The organism is Sphaerotilus natans (assembly GCF_900156335.1).
Lineage (GTDB): Bacteria > Pseudomonadota > Gammaproteobacteria > Burkholderiales > Burkholderiaceae_C > Sphaerotilus > Sphaerotilus natans.
In genome coordinates this window covers 79,637-94,327 of the sequence record NZ_FTMZ01000020.1, presented here as the reverse complement: position 1 = coordinate 94,327, position 14,691 = coordinate 79,637, and the positions used below count along the sequence as shown (strand labels likewise).

General features: G+C 69.1%; 14 protein-coding genes, 2 pseudogenes and 1 riboswitch. Of the genes and pseudogenes, 8 read left to right on the top strand and 8 right to left on the bottom strand.

Annotated features, from left to right (window positions below; genetic code table 11):
- Positions 1 to 257: pseudogene (locus BW996_RS16370) on the top strand (hypothetical protein); the annotation flags it as partial.
- A gap of 55 nt (positions 258 to 312) precedes the next feature.
- Here the strand turns inward: BW996_RS16370 and BW996_RS21430 are convergent.
- The 3 genes and pseudogenes from BW996_RS21430 to BW996_RS16355 all read right to left on the bottom strand — a co-directional run.
- Positions 313 to 450 (bottom strand): annotated as a pseudogene (locus tag BW996_RS21430) (transposase); the annotation flags it as partial.
- Between the two features lie 69 nt (positions 451 to 519).
- Positions 520 to 1,650 carry a tRNA 2-thiouridine(34) synthase MnmA gene (mnmA, locus tag BW996_RS16360; protein WP_037481618.1) on the bottom strand — a complete coding sequence of 377 codons (1,131 nt, stop codon included), beginning with the start codon at positions 1,648 to 1,650 and terminating at the stop codon, positions 520 to 522.
- Positions 1,647 to 2,141 (bottom strand): NUDIX hydrolase, encoded by a 495-nt coding sequence (locus BW996_RS16355; RefSeq protein WP_037481617.1) that lies wholly within the window; start codon positions 2,139 to 2,141, stop codon positions 1,647 to 1,649. The genes mnmA and BW996_RS16355 overlap by 4 nt, the downstream gene beginning before the upstream one ends.
- Positions 2,142 to 2,277: 136 nt before the next feature.
- On the opposite strand from BW996_RS16355, the gene BW996_RS16350 reads away from it, so the two are divergent.
- The 6 genes from BW996_RS16350 to BW996_RS16325 all read left to right on the top strand — a co-directional run bounded on the left by BW996_RS16350 (position 2,278) and on the right by BW996_RS16325 (position 8,539).
- Positions 2,278 to 3,408 carry a Re/Si-specific NAD(P)(+) transhydrogenase subunit alpha gene (locus BW996_RS16350; RefSeq protein WP_037481616.1) on the top strand — a complete coding sequence of 377 codons (1,131 nt, stop codon included), beginning with the start codon at positions 2,278 to 2,280 and terminating at the stop codon, positions 3,406 to 3,408.
- An 11-nt stretch (positions 3,409 to 3,419) separates the two neighbouring features.
- Positions 3,420 to 3,752 carry an NAD(P) transhydrogenase subunit alpha part 2 gene (locus BW996_RS16345; RefSeq protein ID WP_037481615.1) on the top strand — a complete coding sequence of 111 codons (333 nt, stop codon included), beginning with the start codon at positions 3,420 to 3,422 and terminating at the stop codon, positions 3,750 to 3,752.
- Positions 3,749 to 5,170: an NAD(P)(+) transhydrogenase (Re/Si-specific) subunit beta gene (locus BW996_RS16340; protein ID WP_037481614.1), complete on the top strand. Its 1,422-nt coding sequence runs from the start codon at positions 3,749 to 3,751 to the stop codon at positions 5,168 to 5,170. The genes BW996_RS16345 and BW996_RS16340 overlap by 4 nt, the downstream gene beginning before the upstream one ends.
- A gap of 148 nt (positions 5,171 to 5,318) precedes the next feature.
- On the top strand, positions 5,319 to 6,995 hold the full coding sequence (locus BW996_RS16335) for a long-chain-fatty-acid--CoA ligase (RefSeq protein ID WP_037481613.1): 1,677 nt from the start codon (positions 5,319 to 5,321) through the stop codon (positions 6,993 to 6,995).
- Between the two features lie 47 nt (positions 6,996 to 7,042).
- Positions 7,043 to 7,705 (top strand): hypothetical protein, encoded by a 663-nt coding sequence (locus BW996_RS16330; protein WP_037481612.1) that lies wholly within the window; start codon positions 7,043 to 7,045, stop codon positions 7,703 to 7,705.
- 30 nt (positions 7,706 to 7,735) lie between these two features.
- Positions 7,736 to 8,539, top strand: a complete 804-nt coding sequence (locus tag BW996_RS16325) for a 5'-methylthioadenosine/adenosylhomocysteine nucleosidase (protein WP_051631901.1) — start codon at positions 7,736 to 7,738, stop codon at positions 8,537 to 8,539.
- Here BW996_RS16325 and BW996_RS16320 read toward each other — a convergent pair.
- The 3 genes from BW996_RS16320 to BW996_RS16310 all read right to left on the bottom strand — a co-directional run bounded on the left by BW996_RS16320 (position 8,526) and on the right by BW996_RS16310 (position 11,931).
- Positions 8,526 to 9,803, bottom strand: a complete 1,278-nt coding sequence (locus BW996_RS16320; protein WP_051631900.1) for a serine hydrolase domain-containing protein — start codon at positions 9,801 to 9,803, stop codon at positions 8,526 to 8,528. The two genes, BW996_RS16325 and BW996_RS16320, sit on opposite strands and share 14 nt — an antisense overlap.
- Positions 9,804 to 9,852: 49 nt before the next feature.
- Positions 9,853 to 11,352: a M20/M25/M40 family metallo-hydrolase gene (locus BW996_RS16315; RefSeq protein ID WP_037481611.1), complete on the bottom strand. Its 1,500-nt coding sequence runs from the start codon at positions 11,350 to 11,352 to the stop codon at positions 9,853 to 9,855.
- Positions 11,353 to 11,424: 72 nt separating this feature from the next.
- Positions 11,425 to 11,931, bottom strand: a complete 507-nt coding sequence (locus BW996_RS16310; RefSeq protein ID WP_037481608.1) for a hypothetical protein — start codon at positions 11,929 to 11,931, stop codon at positions 11,425 to 11,427.
- A gap of 183 nt (positions 11,932 to 12,114) precedes the next feature.
- On the opposite strand from BW996_RS16310, the gene BW996_RS16305 reads away from it, so the two are divergent.
- A complete protein-coding gene (locus tag BW996_RS16305; protein WP_051631899.1) occupies positions 12,115 to 12,810 on the top strand; it encodes a GGDEF domain-containing protein in 696 nt (231 codons plus the stop codon).
- Here the strand turns inward: BW996_RS16305 and metW are convergent.
- On the bottom strand, positions 12,791 to 13,375 hold the full coding sequence (gene metW / locus BW996_RS16300; RefSeq protein ID WP_037481606.1) for a methionine biosynthesis protein MetW: 585 nt from the start codon (positions 13,373 to 13,375) through the stop codon (positions 12,791 to 12,793). The genes BW996_RS16305 and metW overlap by 20 nt on opposite strands.
- Positions 13,372 to 14,505 carry a homoserine O-succinyltransferase MetX gene (metX, locus tag BW996_RS16295; RefSeq protein ID WP_139330920.1) on the bottom strand — a complete coding sequence of 378 codons (1,134 nt, stop codon included), beginning with the start codon at positions 14,503 to 14,505 and terminating at the stop codon, positions 13,372 to 13,374. The genes metW and metX overlap by 4 nt, the downstream gene beginning before the upstream one ends.
- Before the next feature lie 64 nt (positions 14,506 to 14,569).
- Positions 14,570 to 14,641, bottom strand: a riboswitch (SAM riboswitch).
- Positions 14,642 to 14,691: the final 50 nt, after the last annotated feature.

The window sequence follows — 14,691 nt, the reverse complement described above, 5'->3', positions numbered from 1 at the left end:
CCAGCGCGTTCGTGCATTGGTACAACCACGACCACCGTCACAGCGGCATCCGGTTTGTGAGTCCGGCACAGCGCCATGCAGGGCAGGACCGGGAGATCCTGGCGGCGCGCGATGCGCTGTACGGCCAAGCCCGTCAGGCGAACCCGAAACGCTGGTCGGGCAAGACCCGCGACTGGTCGCCCATCGGGGCAGTCACGCTCAATCCCGAGCGGGAATGTGTGGCCGCGGCCGCCGAAATAAGCGCAGTCGCGGCATGACTTACGCGGCAACTACCTTGACATGCTCCGGGGGCTCTCCACCGCTCGCCGATTCCAGCGCGTCGGCCAGCCACCGCTCCAGCGTTGAAGTGCTCACGCCCACTTCTGCGGATACCCGCTCCACCGGGGCACTCTCCGGTGGCAGCAGCCTCGCCACCACCCGGTCCTTGTATTCCTTGCCGTATCGAGCCACGTCTTCTCCTCGTCTTCGCCCCCTCTTCGGGTTCTATCGACGCAGCAACTATTCTGACGTGGGGGGAACTCACGCCATCACGGTCGTGATGATGCCGCCGCCCAGACACACCTCGCCGTCGTAGACGACGGCCGACTGGCCAGGCGTGACCGCCCACTGCGCCTCATCGAATTGCAGACCGAAGCCTCCATCGGCCGGATTGCCGGCGTCGATGCGGCAACGGGCATCCGCCTGGCGATAACGCGTCTTGGCCGCGCAGACTCCCGGCGCGGGTGCCTCGCCGGCTACCCAACTGATGTCGCCTGCACGCAGCTGGTGCGATTGCAGCCACGGGTGGTCATGGCCTTGCACGATCCACAGCGTGTTCTTCTCCATGTCCTTGCGGGCGACGAACCAGGGTTCGTGGTCGCCGCCGCCGCGCGCCGACTTCTTCTCCTTCACGCCGCCGATGCCGATGCCCTTGCGCTGGCCGAGCGTGTAGAAGCTCAGACCCACATGCTCGCCGAGCACGCGGCCGCGGTCGTCCTTGATCGGGCCGGGTTCCTTGCTCAGGTAGCGGTTCAGGAAATCGCGGAAAGGGCGCTCGCCGATGAAGCAGATGCCGGTCGAGTCCTTTTTCTTTGCGTTGGGCAGACCGATCTCCTCGGCGATGCGTCGCACCTCGGTCTTGTGGATCTCGCCGACCGGGAACATCGTCTTCGACAGCTGCGCTTGGTTCAGCCGGTGCAGGAAATAGCTCTGGTCCTTGGCAGGGTCCAGGCCCTTGAGCAGCTCGAAGCGCTGGCGGGCCGGGTTCTCGCGCACGCGGGCGTAATGGCCGGTGGCGATCTTCTCGGCCCCGAGACGCATCGCGTGGTCCAGGAAGGCCTTGAACTTGATCTCGGCATTGCACAGCACGTCGGGGTTGGGCGTGCGGCCGGCCTGGTATTCGCGCAGGAACTCGGCGAAGACGCGGTCCTTGTATTCGGCGGCGAAGTTGACGTGCTCGATCTCGATGCCGATCACGTCAGCGACCGAGGCGGCGTCCAGGAAATCCTGGCGCGACGAGCAGAACTCGCTGTCGTCATCGTCTTCCCAGTTCTTCATGAAGATGCCGATGACCTCGTGGCCCTGCTGCTTGAGCAGCCACGCGCTGACGGCCGAATCGACGCCGCCGCTCAGGCCGACGACGACACGCTGCGGACGCACGCTCGTGCTCATGCCACACCTCCGGCGCCCAGCGCGTCCTCGGCCCAGACCGCGTCGAGCGGGTGGCTGCGGCCGGCCAGGTGGTCCTCGATGCAGCGCAGCAGCATCGGCGAGCGGTGCCACGCGACGCTGGCGCGGATCTCGTCCGGCGTCATCCAGACGGTGCGCACGATGCCGGCATCGAGCGCCTGGCCAGGAATCGGCTCGCCGACCTGACCGCGGTAGGCGAAGCGCAGGTAGGTCACGTCCGCGGCCGGATCGGCCTCGCGGTGCATGCGGGCGAGGTAGACGCCCAGCAGGGCCTCGGGCACGAAGTGGCGCCCGGTCTCCTCGAGCGCCTCGCGCGCCACACCTTGCAGCAGTGATTCGCCGGCCTCGAGATGGCCTGCGGGATTGTTCAATTTCAGGCCATCAGGTGTCTCTTCCTCGACCAGCAGGAAGCGGCCGTCCTGCTCGATGATGGCCGCGACTGTGACACTGGGTTTCCAACGTTGTTCGCTCATGTCGCGATCCTACCGGCTTGGGCGGTTGCAGAGGGCGTGGCGGCCTGTGTGACGGGCCGTGTCTCCGGGATCGCACGGGGGTGGTGGCGTCATGCGATCTGTGTAATCTGGCACATCCACAACGAGGAGGGGTCAGATGCTGGTCGGTGTACCGCTGGAGACGGCTGCGGGGGAAACGCGCGTGGCTGTGACGCCCGAGACGGCGAAGAAGCTCAAGGCTCAGGGCCACACGGTGCGTGTGCAGTCCGGTGCCGGAACCCGGGCCAGCGCGCCTGACGAGGCCTACCAAGCCGTTGGCGCGGAGATCACCGATGCGGCGGGCGCCCTCGGCTGCGATCTGGTCCTGAAGGTGCGCACGCCGTCGCCTGCCGAGATCACGCTGATGAAGCGCGGCGCGGCGGTGGTGGGCATGCTCGACCCATTCGACCGCGCCGGGCTGGAGCGCCTGGCCGCTGCCGGCCTGACCGGCTTCGCGCTGGAGGCCGCCCCCCGCACCACGCGCGCGCAGAGCATGGACGTGCTCTCGTCGCAGGCCAACATCGCCGGCTACAAGGCGGTGGTCATGGCCGCCGACCGCTATCAGAAGTTCTTCCCGATGCTGATGACGGCCGCCGGCACGGTGAAGGCCGCGCGCGTCGTGATCCTGGGCGTGGGCGTGGCGGGCCTGCAGGCCATCGCCACCGCCAAGCGCCTGGGCGCGGTGATCGAGGCCTCCGACGTGCGGCCCTCGGTGAAGGAGCAGGTCGAGTCGCTCGGGGCCAAGTTCATCGACGTGCCGTATGAAACCGCCGAGGAGAAGGAAGCGGCCGAGGGCGTCGGCGGCTACGCCCGGCCGATGCCGCCGAGCTGGCTGGCGCGCCAGAAGGTCGAGGTGGCCAAGCGGGTGGCGCAGGCCGACGTGGTCATCTCCACCGCGCTGATTCCGGGGCGCCCCGCGCCGACGCTGATTTCGGCCGAGATGGTGCAGGCGATGAAGCCGGGCTCGGTGATCATCGACATCGCCGCCGGCCGTGGCCCCGACGGCGGCGGCAACTGCCCGCTGACGGTGGCCGGGCAGACGGTGCAGGTCCACGGCGTGACGATCGTCGGCGAGACCAACCTGCCGGCTCTGGTGGCGGCGGACGCCTCGGCGCTGTATGCGCGCAACGTGCTCGACTTCCTCAAGCTGGTGCTGGCGAAGGACGCCACCGCCCTGAACGTCCCGATGGATGACGACATCGTCGTCGCCTGCCTGGTCGCCCGCGACGGCCAAGTCACCCGCAGCTGAAGGAGCACGCCATGGACATCGTGTCCCCCACGATCCTCAATCTGATCATCTTCGTGCTGGCGATCTACGTCGGCTACCACGTCGTCTGGACCGTGACGCCGGCGCTGCACACGCCGCTGATGGCGGTCACCAACGCGGTCTCGGCCATCGTCATCGTCGGCGCGATGCTGGCGGCGGCGCTGACCGAGACGACGCTGGGCAAGAGCATGGGCGTGCTGGCGGTGGCGCTGGCCGCGGTGAATGTCTTCGGTGGCTTCCTGGTCACGCGCCGGATGCTGGAGATGTTCAAGAAGAAGGACAAGAAGCCGGCCGCCGGTGCGGCTTCCAAGGGAGATGCAGCATGAGCATGAACCTCGTCACGCTGCTCTATCTGGTGGCCAGCGTCTGCTTCATCCAGGCCCTGAAGGGCCTGAGCCACCCGACCACCTCGATCCGTGGCAATGTCTTCGGCATGACCGGCATGACGATCGCGGTGCTCACCACCGCGGCACTGATCGTCAAGCTGGCTGGCTCGCCGCTCGGCCTGGGCTATGTGCTGGCGGGGCTCGTGGTCGGCGGCGGGGCCGGCGCCGTCATGGCCCAGCGCGTCGAAATGACGAAGATGCCCGAGCTGGTCGCCTTCATGCACAGCATGATCGGTCTGGCAGCGGTCTTCATCGCCATCGCGGTCGTCGCCGAGCCCTATGCCTTCGGCATCGTCGCCAAGGGGGAAATGATCCCGGCGGGCAACCGGCTGGAGCTGTTCCTGGGCGCGGCCATCGGCGCGATCACCTTCTCGGGCTCGGTCATCGCCTTCGGCAAGCTCTCGGGCAAGTACAAGTTCCGCCTGTTCCAGGGCGCGCCGGTGCAGTTCGCCGGCCAGCACATGCTCAACCTCGTGCTGGGCCTGGCCACTGTCGGCCTGGGGCTGGTGTTCATGTTCACCGAGAGCTGGCCGGCGTTCTTCGCCATGCTGGCGCTGGCCTTCGTGATGGGCGTGCTGATCATCATCCCGATCGGCGGCGCGGACATGCCTGTCGTCGTGTCGATGCTCAACAGCTACTCGGGCTGGGCGGCGGCCGGCATCGGCTTTTCGCTGAACAACGCGATGCTCATCATCGCTGGCAGTCTGGTCGGCAGCTCGGGCGCCATCCTCTCGTACATCATGTGCAAGGCGATGAACCGCTCGTTCTTCAACGTGATCCTGGGCGGCTTCGGCGGCGAGGCGGCGGCGGCCACCGGCGGCGCGCAGGCGCAGCGCAGCGTCAAGAGCGGCTCGGCCGACGACGCAGCCTTCATCCTGGGCAATGCCGAGACGGTGGTGATCGTGCCCGGCTACGGCCTGGCCGTCGCCCGCGCGCAGCATGCGGTCAAGGAGCTGGCCGAGAAGCTGACCCACAAGGGCATCACGGTGAAGTACGCCATCCATCCGGTGGCCGGACGCATGCCGGGCCACATGAACGTGCTGCTGGCCGAGGCCGAGGTGCCCTACGACCAGGTCTTCGAGATGGAGGACATCAACGGCGAGTTCGGCCAGGCCGACGTGGCCATCATCCTGGGCGCCAACGACGTGGTGAACCCGGCGGCGCTGCAGAAGGGCTCGCCCATCTACGGCATGCCCATCCTGGAGGCCTACAAGGCCAAGACGGTCATCGTCAACAAGCGCTCGATGGCCGCCGGCTATGCCGGCCTGGACAACGAGCTGTTCTACATGGACAAGACGATGATGGTGTTCGGCGACGCCAAGAAGGTGGTCGAGGACATGGTCAAGGCGGTGGAATGAGGCCGTGACGTGCGGCCTTGACCTGAACATCGGATGAAAGTCGGCTGAATGGGAAATGAGTAACAGGGGTGACAGCCTCTGAATGAATCCCCTGATGTCCGCTGAAGCGGCCTCCACCAGAATAGTCCGCAGCATTGGAGACATCTGAATGGACAAAGTCTGGTTGAGGCACTACCCCGAAGGGGTTCCCGCCGAGATCGAGGTCAGCCGCTATGCATCGCTGGTCGCGTTGCTGGACGAGAGCTTCACGAGCTTCCGCGATCGTGACGCCTACCGCTACATGGGGCAGACCTTCAGCTATGCCCGCATCGACGAGATGTCGCAGGCCTTTGCGGCCTGGCTGCAGGCGCAGGGGCTGAAGAAGGGCGATCGGGTCGCAGTCATGCTGCCCAACGTGCCGCAGTATCCGATCGCGGTGGCCGGCATCCTGCGTGCGGGCATGGTGGTGGTCAACGTCAATCCGCTCTACACCCCGCGCGAGCTCGAGCACCAGCTGCGCGACGCCGGCGCGAAGGTGCTGCTGATCCTGGAGAACTTCGCGCACACGCTGCAGCAGGTGCGCGCCTCGGTGCCGGTCGAGAAGGTTGTCCTGACCTCGCTGGGCGAACTGCTCGGCTTTCCGAAGGCGGCCATCGTCGATTTTGTCGTGCGCCGGGTCAAGAAGCTGGTGCCGGCCTTCGAGCTGAAGGGCACCCTGCGCTTCCGGGATGCGCTGGCGCAAGGGCGCGCACGCAGCCTGCAGCCGGTGGCGGTCGGGCCCGATGACCTGGCGGTGCTGCAGTACACCGGTGGCACCACCGGTGTGGCCAAGGGCGCGATGCTGCTGCACCGCCATCTGGTCGCCAATGTGCTGCAGTGCGATGCCTGGTACCAGCCGGCCCTCAAGCGCCTGCCCCCCGGCGAGCAGCTGGTGCAGATCTGCGCGCTGCCGCTCTATCACATCTTCGGCTTCAACACGAACATGATGCTGGGCTCGCGGGTCGGCGCCTGCAATGTGCTGATCCCGAATCCGCGGGACCTGCCGGCGCTGCTCAAGGAGCTTTCGGGCATCCGCTTCCATACCTTTCCGGCAGTCAACACGCTGTTCAACGCGCTGGCCAACCACCCGGCCTTCGGCACGGTCGACTGGAGCCATCTGCTGATCTCGGTGGGCGGCGGCATGGCGGTGCAGCAGGCCACCGCGAAGCTGTGGCTGCAGAAGACTGGCTGCTCCATCTGCGAAGGCTACGGCCTGTCGGAGACCTCGCCGACGGTCAGCTGCAACCCGACCGACAGCCATGCCTTCACCGGCACCATCGGCCTGCCGCTGCCCGGCACCGAGATGTGCCTGCTCGACGACGACGGCCGCGAGGTGCCGCCGGGCACCGCCGGCGAGATCGCGGTGCGCGGCCCGCAGGTCATGGCCGGCTACTGGCAGCGTCCCGACGAGACCGCCAAGGTCATGACCGCCGACGGCTTCTTCCGCACCGGCGACATCGGCATGGTCGACGAACGCGGCTACTTCCGCATCGTCGACCGCAAGAAGGACATGATCCTGGTGTCGGGCTTCAACGTCTACCCGAACGAGATCGAGGACGTGCTGACGCAGATGCCCGGCGTGGCCGAATGCGCCGCGGTCGGCGTGGCCGACAGCCGCACCGGCGAGGCGGTCAAGGTGGTCATCGTGCGGCGCGATCCGGCGCTGACCGAGGCCGATGTCCGGGCCTACTGCGAGCAGAACATGACCGGCTACAAGCGCCCGCGTGTCGTCGAGTTCCGCGACGAGCTGCCCAAGACGCCGGTCGGCAAGGTGCTGCGGCGCGAGCTGCGCGACCGCAAGTCCTGATTGCGGCACCGCGCATGCAGGGTCGCCGCAGCAGTCAGGCAGGGACCATGGCCGAGTACTACGCCAAGTCGGTGCGCGGCCGACAGGTGCTGCGTGACCGGCACTATCCGCTGCCGCGCTCGGCGCGCAACCTGCTGCTGATCCTCGACGCATCGAAGCCGGTCCGGCAGTGGCTGCAGATGGTGCACGGCGTCGGCTGGGCCGAGGTGGGCGTGCTCGAGCAGGCCGGCCTGATCGAGCCGGTGCAGGAGGCCGGACCTGCCGAGACCCGTCCGGCGCCGCTGCCCAGCGATTTCGGTCCGGTCTTCCGCCCTGACGAGCTGGCCCAGCTGGCGCTGCCGATCCCGCCGAAGGTGCCGCGTTTTGTCTCGCCCGCGTCTCGCGGGGAGCTGCCTGCGCCCGTGCCTGCGCCGGTCATCGCGCCGCAGGAGGAGGATCCGCAGAGCGCCTTCATTCCTCTCAGCACCCGGCCTCGGCTGCATTCCACGCTAGGCTACGCCGATCTCTATGACAGCCTGAACGCGCTGGCGCGCCAGACGCTCGGCCTGTTCCGGGGCTACCGCCACACGCTGCGCATCGAGAAGGCGCAGGATCTCGACGATCTGGAGCAGGTCGCCTCCGACTTCGTCGCCGAGGTCGAGCGTCTGCGAGGGCTGGCCACGGCGCGCACCGTCCGGCGCGCCCTGGGCCTGGAGGATCTCGGCGACTGACGCGTCGGCTGGCGTATGCTCGCGCCGATCATGAGCACGCCGTCCTGCCCGACTCCTTCCGCGACGTCTTCTCCGGCCCCGGTCCGGCCGCTGGCCATTGTCAGCGCGCTGCACCAGGAGCTTGCCGCACTGCTGGCACGCGGCCGCGAGGCCGACTTCGAGCGCCAGCGCCATGCCGGGCGCGATTTCCTGATCGGCCGACTGCACGACGTGCCGGTGGTGCTGGTGCTGTGCGGTGTCGGCAAGGTCGCGGCGGCGACCACCGCGACGCTGCTGGCCGAACGCTTCGGCGTCGGTGCGCTGGTCTTCACTGGCGTGGCCGGAGGGCTGGGCCCGGGCGTGAAGGTGGGCGATCTGGTGCTGGCTGACGAACTGCTGCAGCACGACATGGATGCCTCGCCGCTGTTCCCGCGCTTCGAGGTGCCGCTGACCGGGCGCTCGCGCTTTCCGGCCGATGCGGCGCTGACCCAGGCGCTGGCCACGGCCTGCGAGGCGGTGCTGGCGCAGCCGCAGCCCTTCGGCGCGGCGGCCGAGGCGCTCGGCGTGAGCCGTCCGGCGCTGCATCGCGGCCTGATCCTCAGCGGCGACCGCTTTGTCGGCGCCGCGGCTGAATGCGCGGCGCTGCGCCAGGCGCTGCCGGATGCGCTGGCGGTCGAGATGGAGGGCGCGGCGCTGGCGCAGGCCTGCCATGACCTCGGCCTGCCGTTTGCGGTGCTGCGCAGCATCTCGGACCGCGCCGACGACAGCGCGCACATCGACTTCATGCGCTTCATCGACGAGGTCGCCTCGCGCGCCAGCGCTGCGATCGTCGACGGCTGGCTCAGCGCGCGCTGAGCGCCTCGACCACCGGCTCGGTGCCGTCCAGGCCGCTGCGCGCGATGCGGCCCAGCACGCCCGGCCACCAGGTGCCCGGCCGTCGATCGGTGCCCAGCCGCACGACGACGGTGCGCTGTTGCGGTGCGACGTAGATGTACTGGCCGTGCTGGCCCTGCGCGTAGAAGTCGGTGCCCGGCACCAGCGTGGCCGGGTCGCGACCGGACGCCGGATCGGGGCGCATTTCCAGCGGGCCCTGGGGCAGGCGGCGCCACTGGCCGGTGTAGAAGGCCGCTTCCGGCCGGCCTGGCAGCTCGATGTTGCGCTGTGCGGCCGCATCGTCGCCGGGATAGGTCTGCACCGTCAGCAGCGTGTCGATCCATGCGGCCGGCACCACCTGGCGCGGGCCGACACGGCCGCGGTCCAGCATCAGCTGGCCGATGCGGGCGAAGTCGAGCGCGCGGGCATTCAGGCAGCAGAAGGCGCGCGCCTGGCCGAGCACCGCGCTGTCGACGCTCCAGCTGGCGTCCATGCTGGCGCCCATCGGCGTCCACAGGTCCTGCGCGACCTGCTGCGACAGCCGCCGGCCGGTCGCGCGCTCGATCGCCATGCCCAGCAGCTGGGTGTCGCCGCTGCTGTAGCGGTAGCGCTGGTCGGGGGGCTCGGCGATCTTCAGGCCGGCCACCGCGCGGCCCAGGTCCTTCGTCAGATAGAAGACCGCCACGTCCGACCACGGCGAGCTGTACTTTTCCTGGAACGCGATGCCGCTGCGCATCGCCAGCAGGTCGCGCAGCCGCACCTGGGCGAAACGCGGATCCTGGCGCTCGAGCTCGGGCAGGTAGCGCGTGACCGGATCGTCGACGCCACGGATGTGGCCGTCGCGGATCGCCTGGCCCAGCAGCAGCGCCACCACCGACTTGGCCACCGAGAACGAGGTCAGCAGCGTGTCGCGCTGGCGGCCGGCGAAGTACTGCTCATGCACGATGCGCCCGTCGCGCAGCACGATCAGCGCGACCGTGCCCTGCTGCTCCAGCCAGGGGCCGAGCTCGCCGCCATCGGGCGCGGCGGGCAGCGTCAGCGCCTCGGGTGCGGTCGGCAGCGGCACCGGCTGGCGCGAGGCCGGGATCGGTGCGTTGTCGAAGTGCTGATGGTCGGTGATCATCGTGCGCTGCTGGCCGATGATCCAGGCCGGCGGCAGCAGCGTGCCGCAGCCGGACAGGGCCAGCGGCAGCAGCAGCGCGCCCAGCGCGCGGGACGGAAGAGAGCAGAAAGGTCGGGGTGACATGGCAAGGGCGACGGACCGCGCAGGCGGTCCGCACAGAGGCCGTGCAGGCTCAAGGGTGGGCGGCGATGACCTGCGCGACCGCGGCGGTCAGGCGCCGTGCGTAGGCCAGGTCGATGAATTCGTTGGGGCCGTGCGCGTTGCTCTTCGGGCCGAGCACGCCGCAGACCATCATCTGCGCCCGCGGGAAGCTCTTCTGCAGCAGGTTCATCAGCGGGATGGTGCCGCCCTGGCCGATGTAGCCCAGCGGCGCGCCGAACTGGTCGTGCGAGGCCCGGTCCATCGCCTGCTCCAGCCACGGCGCCAGCTCGGGCGCGTCCCAGCCGCTGGCGCCCCAGGCGCCGGCGCGGCCGTCGGGCTGGAAGCTCACGCGGGCGCGGTAGGGCGCGTCGGCCTCCAGCAGCGTCTTCAGGTGCTCGGCGGCGGCGTTGGCGTCAACCGTCGGCGGCAGGCGCAGGCTGAGCTTGAAGGCGGTGAAGGGGCGCAGCACGTTGCCCGCGCTGGAGAGCGGCGGCAGGCCCTCGGCGCCGGTCACGCTCAGCGTCGGCCGCCAGGTGCGGCCCAGCAGGGCTTCCACCGGATCGTCGGTCATCGGCAGCACCGGCAGGCCCTCGGCACCGCAGGCCCAGGGCTGGCGCTTCCAGACCTCGTCGCCGAGCACCGCGGCGGTGGCGCGGGCCTGCGCCAGCCGCGCCGCTGGGATCTCGACATGGAAGGCGCCGGGCAGCAGCCGGCCGGTGGCGCTGTCCTCCAGCCGGTCGAGCAGGTGGCGCAGGATGCGGAAGCTCGACGGCACCACGCCGCTGGCGTCGCCCGAATGCACGCCTTCCTCCAGCACCTCGACCTTCAGCGCGCCGCTGACCAGCCCGCGCAGCGAGGTGGTCAGCCAGAGCTGCTCGTAGTTGCCGGCGCCCGAATCGAGGCAGACCACCAGGCTCACGTCGCCCAGCCGCTCGCGCAGCGCCTCGACATAGAAGGGCAGGTCGTCGGAGCCGCTTTCCTCGCCGGTCTCGATCAGGCCGACGATGCGCGGGTGCGGCGAGCCTTGGGCCTTCAGCGCCTCGATCGCCGCGATCGCGGCGTAGACCGCGTAGCCGTCGTCGGCGCCGCCGCGGCCGTAGAGCCGCTCGTCGATGCGCTTCGGGGTCCAGGGGCCGAGATCGGCGCGCCAGCCGGTGAACTCGGGCTGCTTGTCGAGGTGGCCGTACATCAGCACGGTGGGCTGCTGCGCGGTGCCGACCGCCGTCTCGTGGCGGGTCGCGGCGACCTCGAAGAACAGCACCGGCGTGCGCCGCCGGCCGGCGGCGTCGTGCAGCTGCACGATCTCCAGCGTCAGGCCGGGCACATGACGCTCGCGCACCCAGTCGGCGGCGCGGCGCACCACGGTGTCGAGGTGCCCGTGCGCCGCCCAGTCGGCGTCGAACATCGGGCTCTTGGCCGGAATCGCGATGTAGTCGGTCAGCTCGCGAATGATGTCGCGGTCCCAGGTGGCGGCGACATGCTGCGCCAGCGTGGCCGGGTCGGGACGGATCAGGGTGTCGGGGGCGTTCATGCGGACCTCGTGTCCGGCCGGAGGCGGCCGTCCGGCGGTCAGTGTAGCCAGCCCGGGTGAAGTTGCGCCAGCTCAGCCCAGCGCGTCGTCGAGCAGCGCCGGCAGCGCTTCCAGCCCCTCGATCAGCTGCGCGGGCAGCGTGCCGTCGGGCAGCCGCGGCAGCTCGTCGGTGGCATGGAACTGGATGCGCGAGCCGCCGCCGGCCTCGGCGGTGATGCGCATCGTCAGTGGCAGGCTGACGACCTGCTCGGGATCGTCGCTCTGCACGATCGCGGTCTCGTCCTCGGCCAGACCGAGTACCAGCCATTCGCCACGGCCCTCGCGGTCCTGCAGCGGAATGCGGGCAAAGACGCTCAGGCCATAGGCCTGCGCATGGGCGGCGAGCCGGGCGATCGTCTCGGTGGGCGAGAACCGGCTGAGCCGCGCCAGGCTGCCGCTGTGGTGCGAGCCCAGACTGGTGACGGTCAGGGCCACCACCGTCAGGCCGCCGGTGATCCAGCAACGCCACAGAGGCGCGCGGCGGTGGGTGGGGGAACGCTTGTCCTGAAGCTGCCGGTCCTGATCATCGAGTGGCTGCATGGGAACTCCTCGGCGGACGGGTGGCGCGATGCCACGACAAAGATCGAATTCCGCACTCTACAGGCTTGAATTCGTCAGATTGGTGAAAGCCGAGCCAAAGTGCGGGTTGATCCGGGGCGGAATCATCCGGATTTACAGCTTTATATGAAACAATGTGTAAGCAACTGGCGACACGGATGTCTGATGAACCTGCGCGCGCGCATCGATCTTGCCGTGGCTCTGGCCGCGGTGGTCGCCAGCGTCGGCCTGGGGCTGCTGACCTGGATGGACCGGGAGGACTGGCCGCTGCACCTGCCGCCGCGGGTGCTGGCGCTGCTGCTGATCTTCCTGCTGCTGGACCGTGCGCTGCATCGGCTGGTGCGCCGACCGGCCCGTGAGCACAGCCAGGCGCTGCGCAGGCTGGCGCTGCAGGACAGCCTGACCGGCGCGGTGAACCGGCGCGGCTTCATGGATCGGCTGGCGCAGGTTCAGCATCAGCAGGCCTTGCTGTCTCTGGTGATGATCGACATCGACCATTTCAAGTGCATCAATGACCGGCATGGCCATGCCGCGGGCGACGGGGTGCTGCGTGAGGTGGCCGCTCGCCTGCGCCGGCAGATGCGCTGCGCAGACCTGCTCGGCCGGATGGGGGGCGAGGAGTTTGCGCTGCTGCTGCCAGCGACCGATCTGGCCGGCGCGCAGACCCAGGCCGAACTGGCCCGGCAGGCGCTGCGCCGCGAGCCGATGGCGATCGCCGGCACGGTCACCGCCAGCTTCGGCGTGGCGCAGTGGGATGGCAGCGAGTCGGCCGCCGACTGGCTGCACCGCGCCGATCTGGCGCTGTACGAGGCCAAGCGGCGCGGCCGCGATCAGGTGAGTCTCAGCGGTGCTCGAACTTGAAGACGGCGGTGCTGGCCAGCAGATTGGGCCAGTGCCGTACCACTTCACCTTCGTGCAGGCCGAAGGCGTCGAGAATGTGCAGACCGTTCTTGCGCGCCAGGATCTCGAAGTCGGCGAAGGTGCCGACCCGGATGTTGGGCGTGTCGTACCACTGGTAGGGCAGCACCTTGGTCACCGGCATGCGGCCCTGCAGCACGCGCAGCCGGTTGGGCCAGTGCGCGAAGTTCGGGAAGCTGACGATGCCGATGCGCCCGACGCGCGCGGTCTCGCGCAGCATGTCCTCGGTGTTGCGCAGGTTCTGCAGCGTGTCGAGCTGCAGCACCACGTCGAAGCTGTTGTCCTCGAAGAGGCTCAGGCCTTCTTCCAGGTTGCGCTGCAGCACGTTGACGCCGCGCTGCACGCCCGCCAGCACCTTGGCGTCGTCGAGCTCGACGCCGTAGCCGCGGCAGCCGCGCCGGTCGCGCAGCAGGGCCAGGAGGGCGCCGTCGCCGCAGCCCAGGTCGAGCACGCGGCTGCCCTGGGGCACCAGATCGGCGATCAGTTCGAGGGCCTGGCGGTTGCTCATGCGCCGATCTCCCGGGCGATGTTGTCGTAGCAGGCGCGCACGATGCCGTGGTAGCGCGCGTCGTCCAGCAGAAAGGCGTCGTGGCCGTGCGGCGCGTCGATCTCGGCGTAGCTGACGTCGATGCGGTTGTCGAGCAGGCCCTTGACGATCTCGCGCGAGCGCGCCGGCGAGAAGCGCCAGTCGGTGGTGAAGCTCACCACCAGGAACTTCGCCTGCGCCCGGGCCAGCGCCCGCGACAGGTCGCCACCGAACTCGCGCGCCGGGTCGAAGTAGTCGAGCGCCCGGGTGATCAGCAGGTAGGTGTTGGCGTCGAAGTACTCGCTGAACTTGTCGCCCTGGTAGCGCAGGTAGCTCTCGATCTGGAACTCGATCTCCTGCGTCGAGTAGGCCAGCTCGGCCGCGCGCAGCTCGCGGCCGAACTTGGCCTCCATCGAGTCGTCCGACAGGTAGGTGATGTGGCCGATCATGCGCGCCACCCGCAGGCCGCGCTTGGGCACGACGCCGTGGGCGTAGAAATGGCCGCCGTGGAAGTCCGGGTCGGTGACGATGGCGCGCCGGGCGACCTCGTTGAAGGCGATGTTCTGCGCCGACAGGTTCGGCGCCGAGGCGATCACCAGCGCATGGCGCATGCGCTCGGGGTACTGCAGCGTCCAGCTCAGCGCCTGCATGCCGCCCAGGCTGCCGCCCATCACCGCGGCGAGCTGGCTGATGCCCAGCCGGTCGAGCACGCGGGCCTGCGCGTTCACCCAGTCTTCCACCGTCACCACGGGGAAATCGCTGCCGTAAAGGCGGCCGGTGTCCGGATTGACATGCATCGGGCCGGTCGAGCCGAAGCACGAGCCGGGGTTGTTGATGCAGATGACGAAGAAGCGGTCGGTGTCGAGCGGCTTGCCCGGCCCGATCAGGTTGTCCCACCAGCCGACGTTCTTCGGGTTGTCGGCGTGGGTGCCGGCGACATGGTGGCTGGCGTTGAGCGCGTGGCACACCAGCACCGCGTTGCTGCGCTCGGCGTTGAGCCGGCCGTAGGTCTCGTAGACCAGCGTGTAATCGCGCAGCGTGGCGCCGCTGCGCAGCTTCAGCGCGTCGCTGAAGTGCATCTTCTGCGGGGTGACGTGTCCCTGCATCGACATCGGGAGGGCTCCCAAAGGTTTCCGACCACAAAAAAACCCGGCGCTGCCTGAGGCGGACACCGGGTCGTCGAGTGCCCCTCTTTAGCGGAATTTCTAGAGCGCCCGCAAGCCGGACCAAATCGGCGCTTTGAGGCGCGAGTGTAGCGCGAGCACGAATGCGGCATGAACTGCGATTTTGGCGAGGCG

Bases quoted from the DNA above. Each gene is read 5' to 3' on its own strand.
- metX (WP_139330920.1), bottom strand. From the start codon at position 14,505: ATGTCGATGCAGGGACACGTCACCCCGCAGAAGATGCACTTCAGCGAC.
- metW (WP_037481606.1), bottom strand. From the start codon at position 13,375: ATGAGCAACCGCCAGGCCCTCGAACTGATCGCCGATCTGGTGCCCCAG.
- BW996_RS16305 (WP_051631899.1), top strand. From the start codon at position 12,115: ATGAACCTGCGCGCGCGCATCGATCTTGCCGTGGCTCTGGCCGCGGTG.
- BW996_RS16330 (WP_037481612.1), top strand. From the start codon at position 7,043: ATGGCCGAGTACTACGCCAAGTCGGTGCGCGGCCGACAGGTGCTGCGT.
- BW996_RS16345 (WP_037481615.1), top strand. From the start codon at position 3,420: ATGGACATCGTGTCCCCCACGATCCTCAATCTGATCATCTTCGTGCTG.
- BW996_RS16340 (WP_037481614.1), top strand. From the start codon at position 3,749: ATGAGCATGAACCTCGTCACGCTGCTCTATCTGGTGGCCAGCGTCTGC.
- BW996_RS16310 (WP_037481608.1), bottom strand. From the start codon at position 11,931: ATGCAGCCACTCGATGATCAGGACCGGCAGCTTCAGGACAAGCGTTCC.
- BW996_RS16320 (WP_051631900.1), bottom strand. From the start codon at position 9,803: ATGTCACCCCGACCTTTCTGCTCTCTTCCGTCCCGCGCGCTGGGCGCG.
- BW996_RS16350 (WP_037481616.1), top strand. From the start codon at position 2,278: ATGCTGGTCGGTGTACCGCTGGAGACGGCTGCGGGGGAAACGCGCGTG.
- BW996_RS16335 (WP_037481613.1), top strand. From the start codon at position 5,319: ATGGACAAAGTCTGGTTGAGGCACTACCCCGAAGGGGTTCCCGCCGAG.
- BW996_RS16315 (WP_037481611.1), bottom strand. From the start codon at position 11,352: ATGAACGCCCCCGACACCCTGATCCGTCCCGACCCGGCCACGCTGGCG.
- mnmA (WP_037481618.1), bottom strand. From the start codon at position 1,650: ATGAGCACGAGCGTGCGTCCGCAGCGTGTCGTCGTCGGCCTGAGCGGC.
- BW996_RS16325 (WP_051631901.1), top strand. From the start codon at position 7,736: ATGAGCACGCCGTCCTGCCCGACTCCTTCCGCGACGTCTTCTCCGGCC.
- BW996_RS16355 (WP_037481617.1), bottom strand. From the start codon at position 2,141: ATGAGCGAACAACGTTGGAAACCCAGTGTCACAGTCGCGGCCATCATC.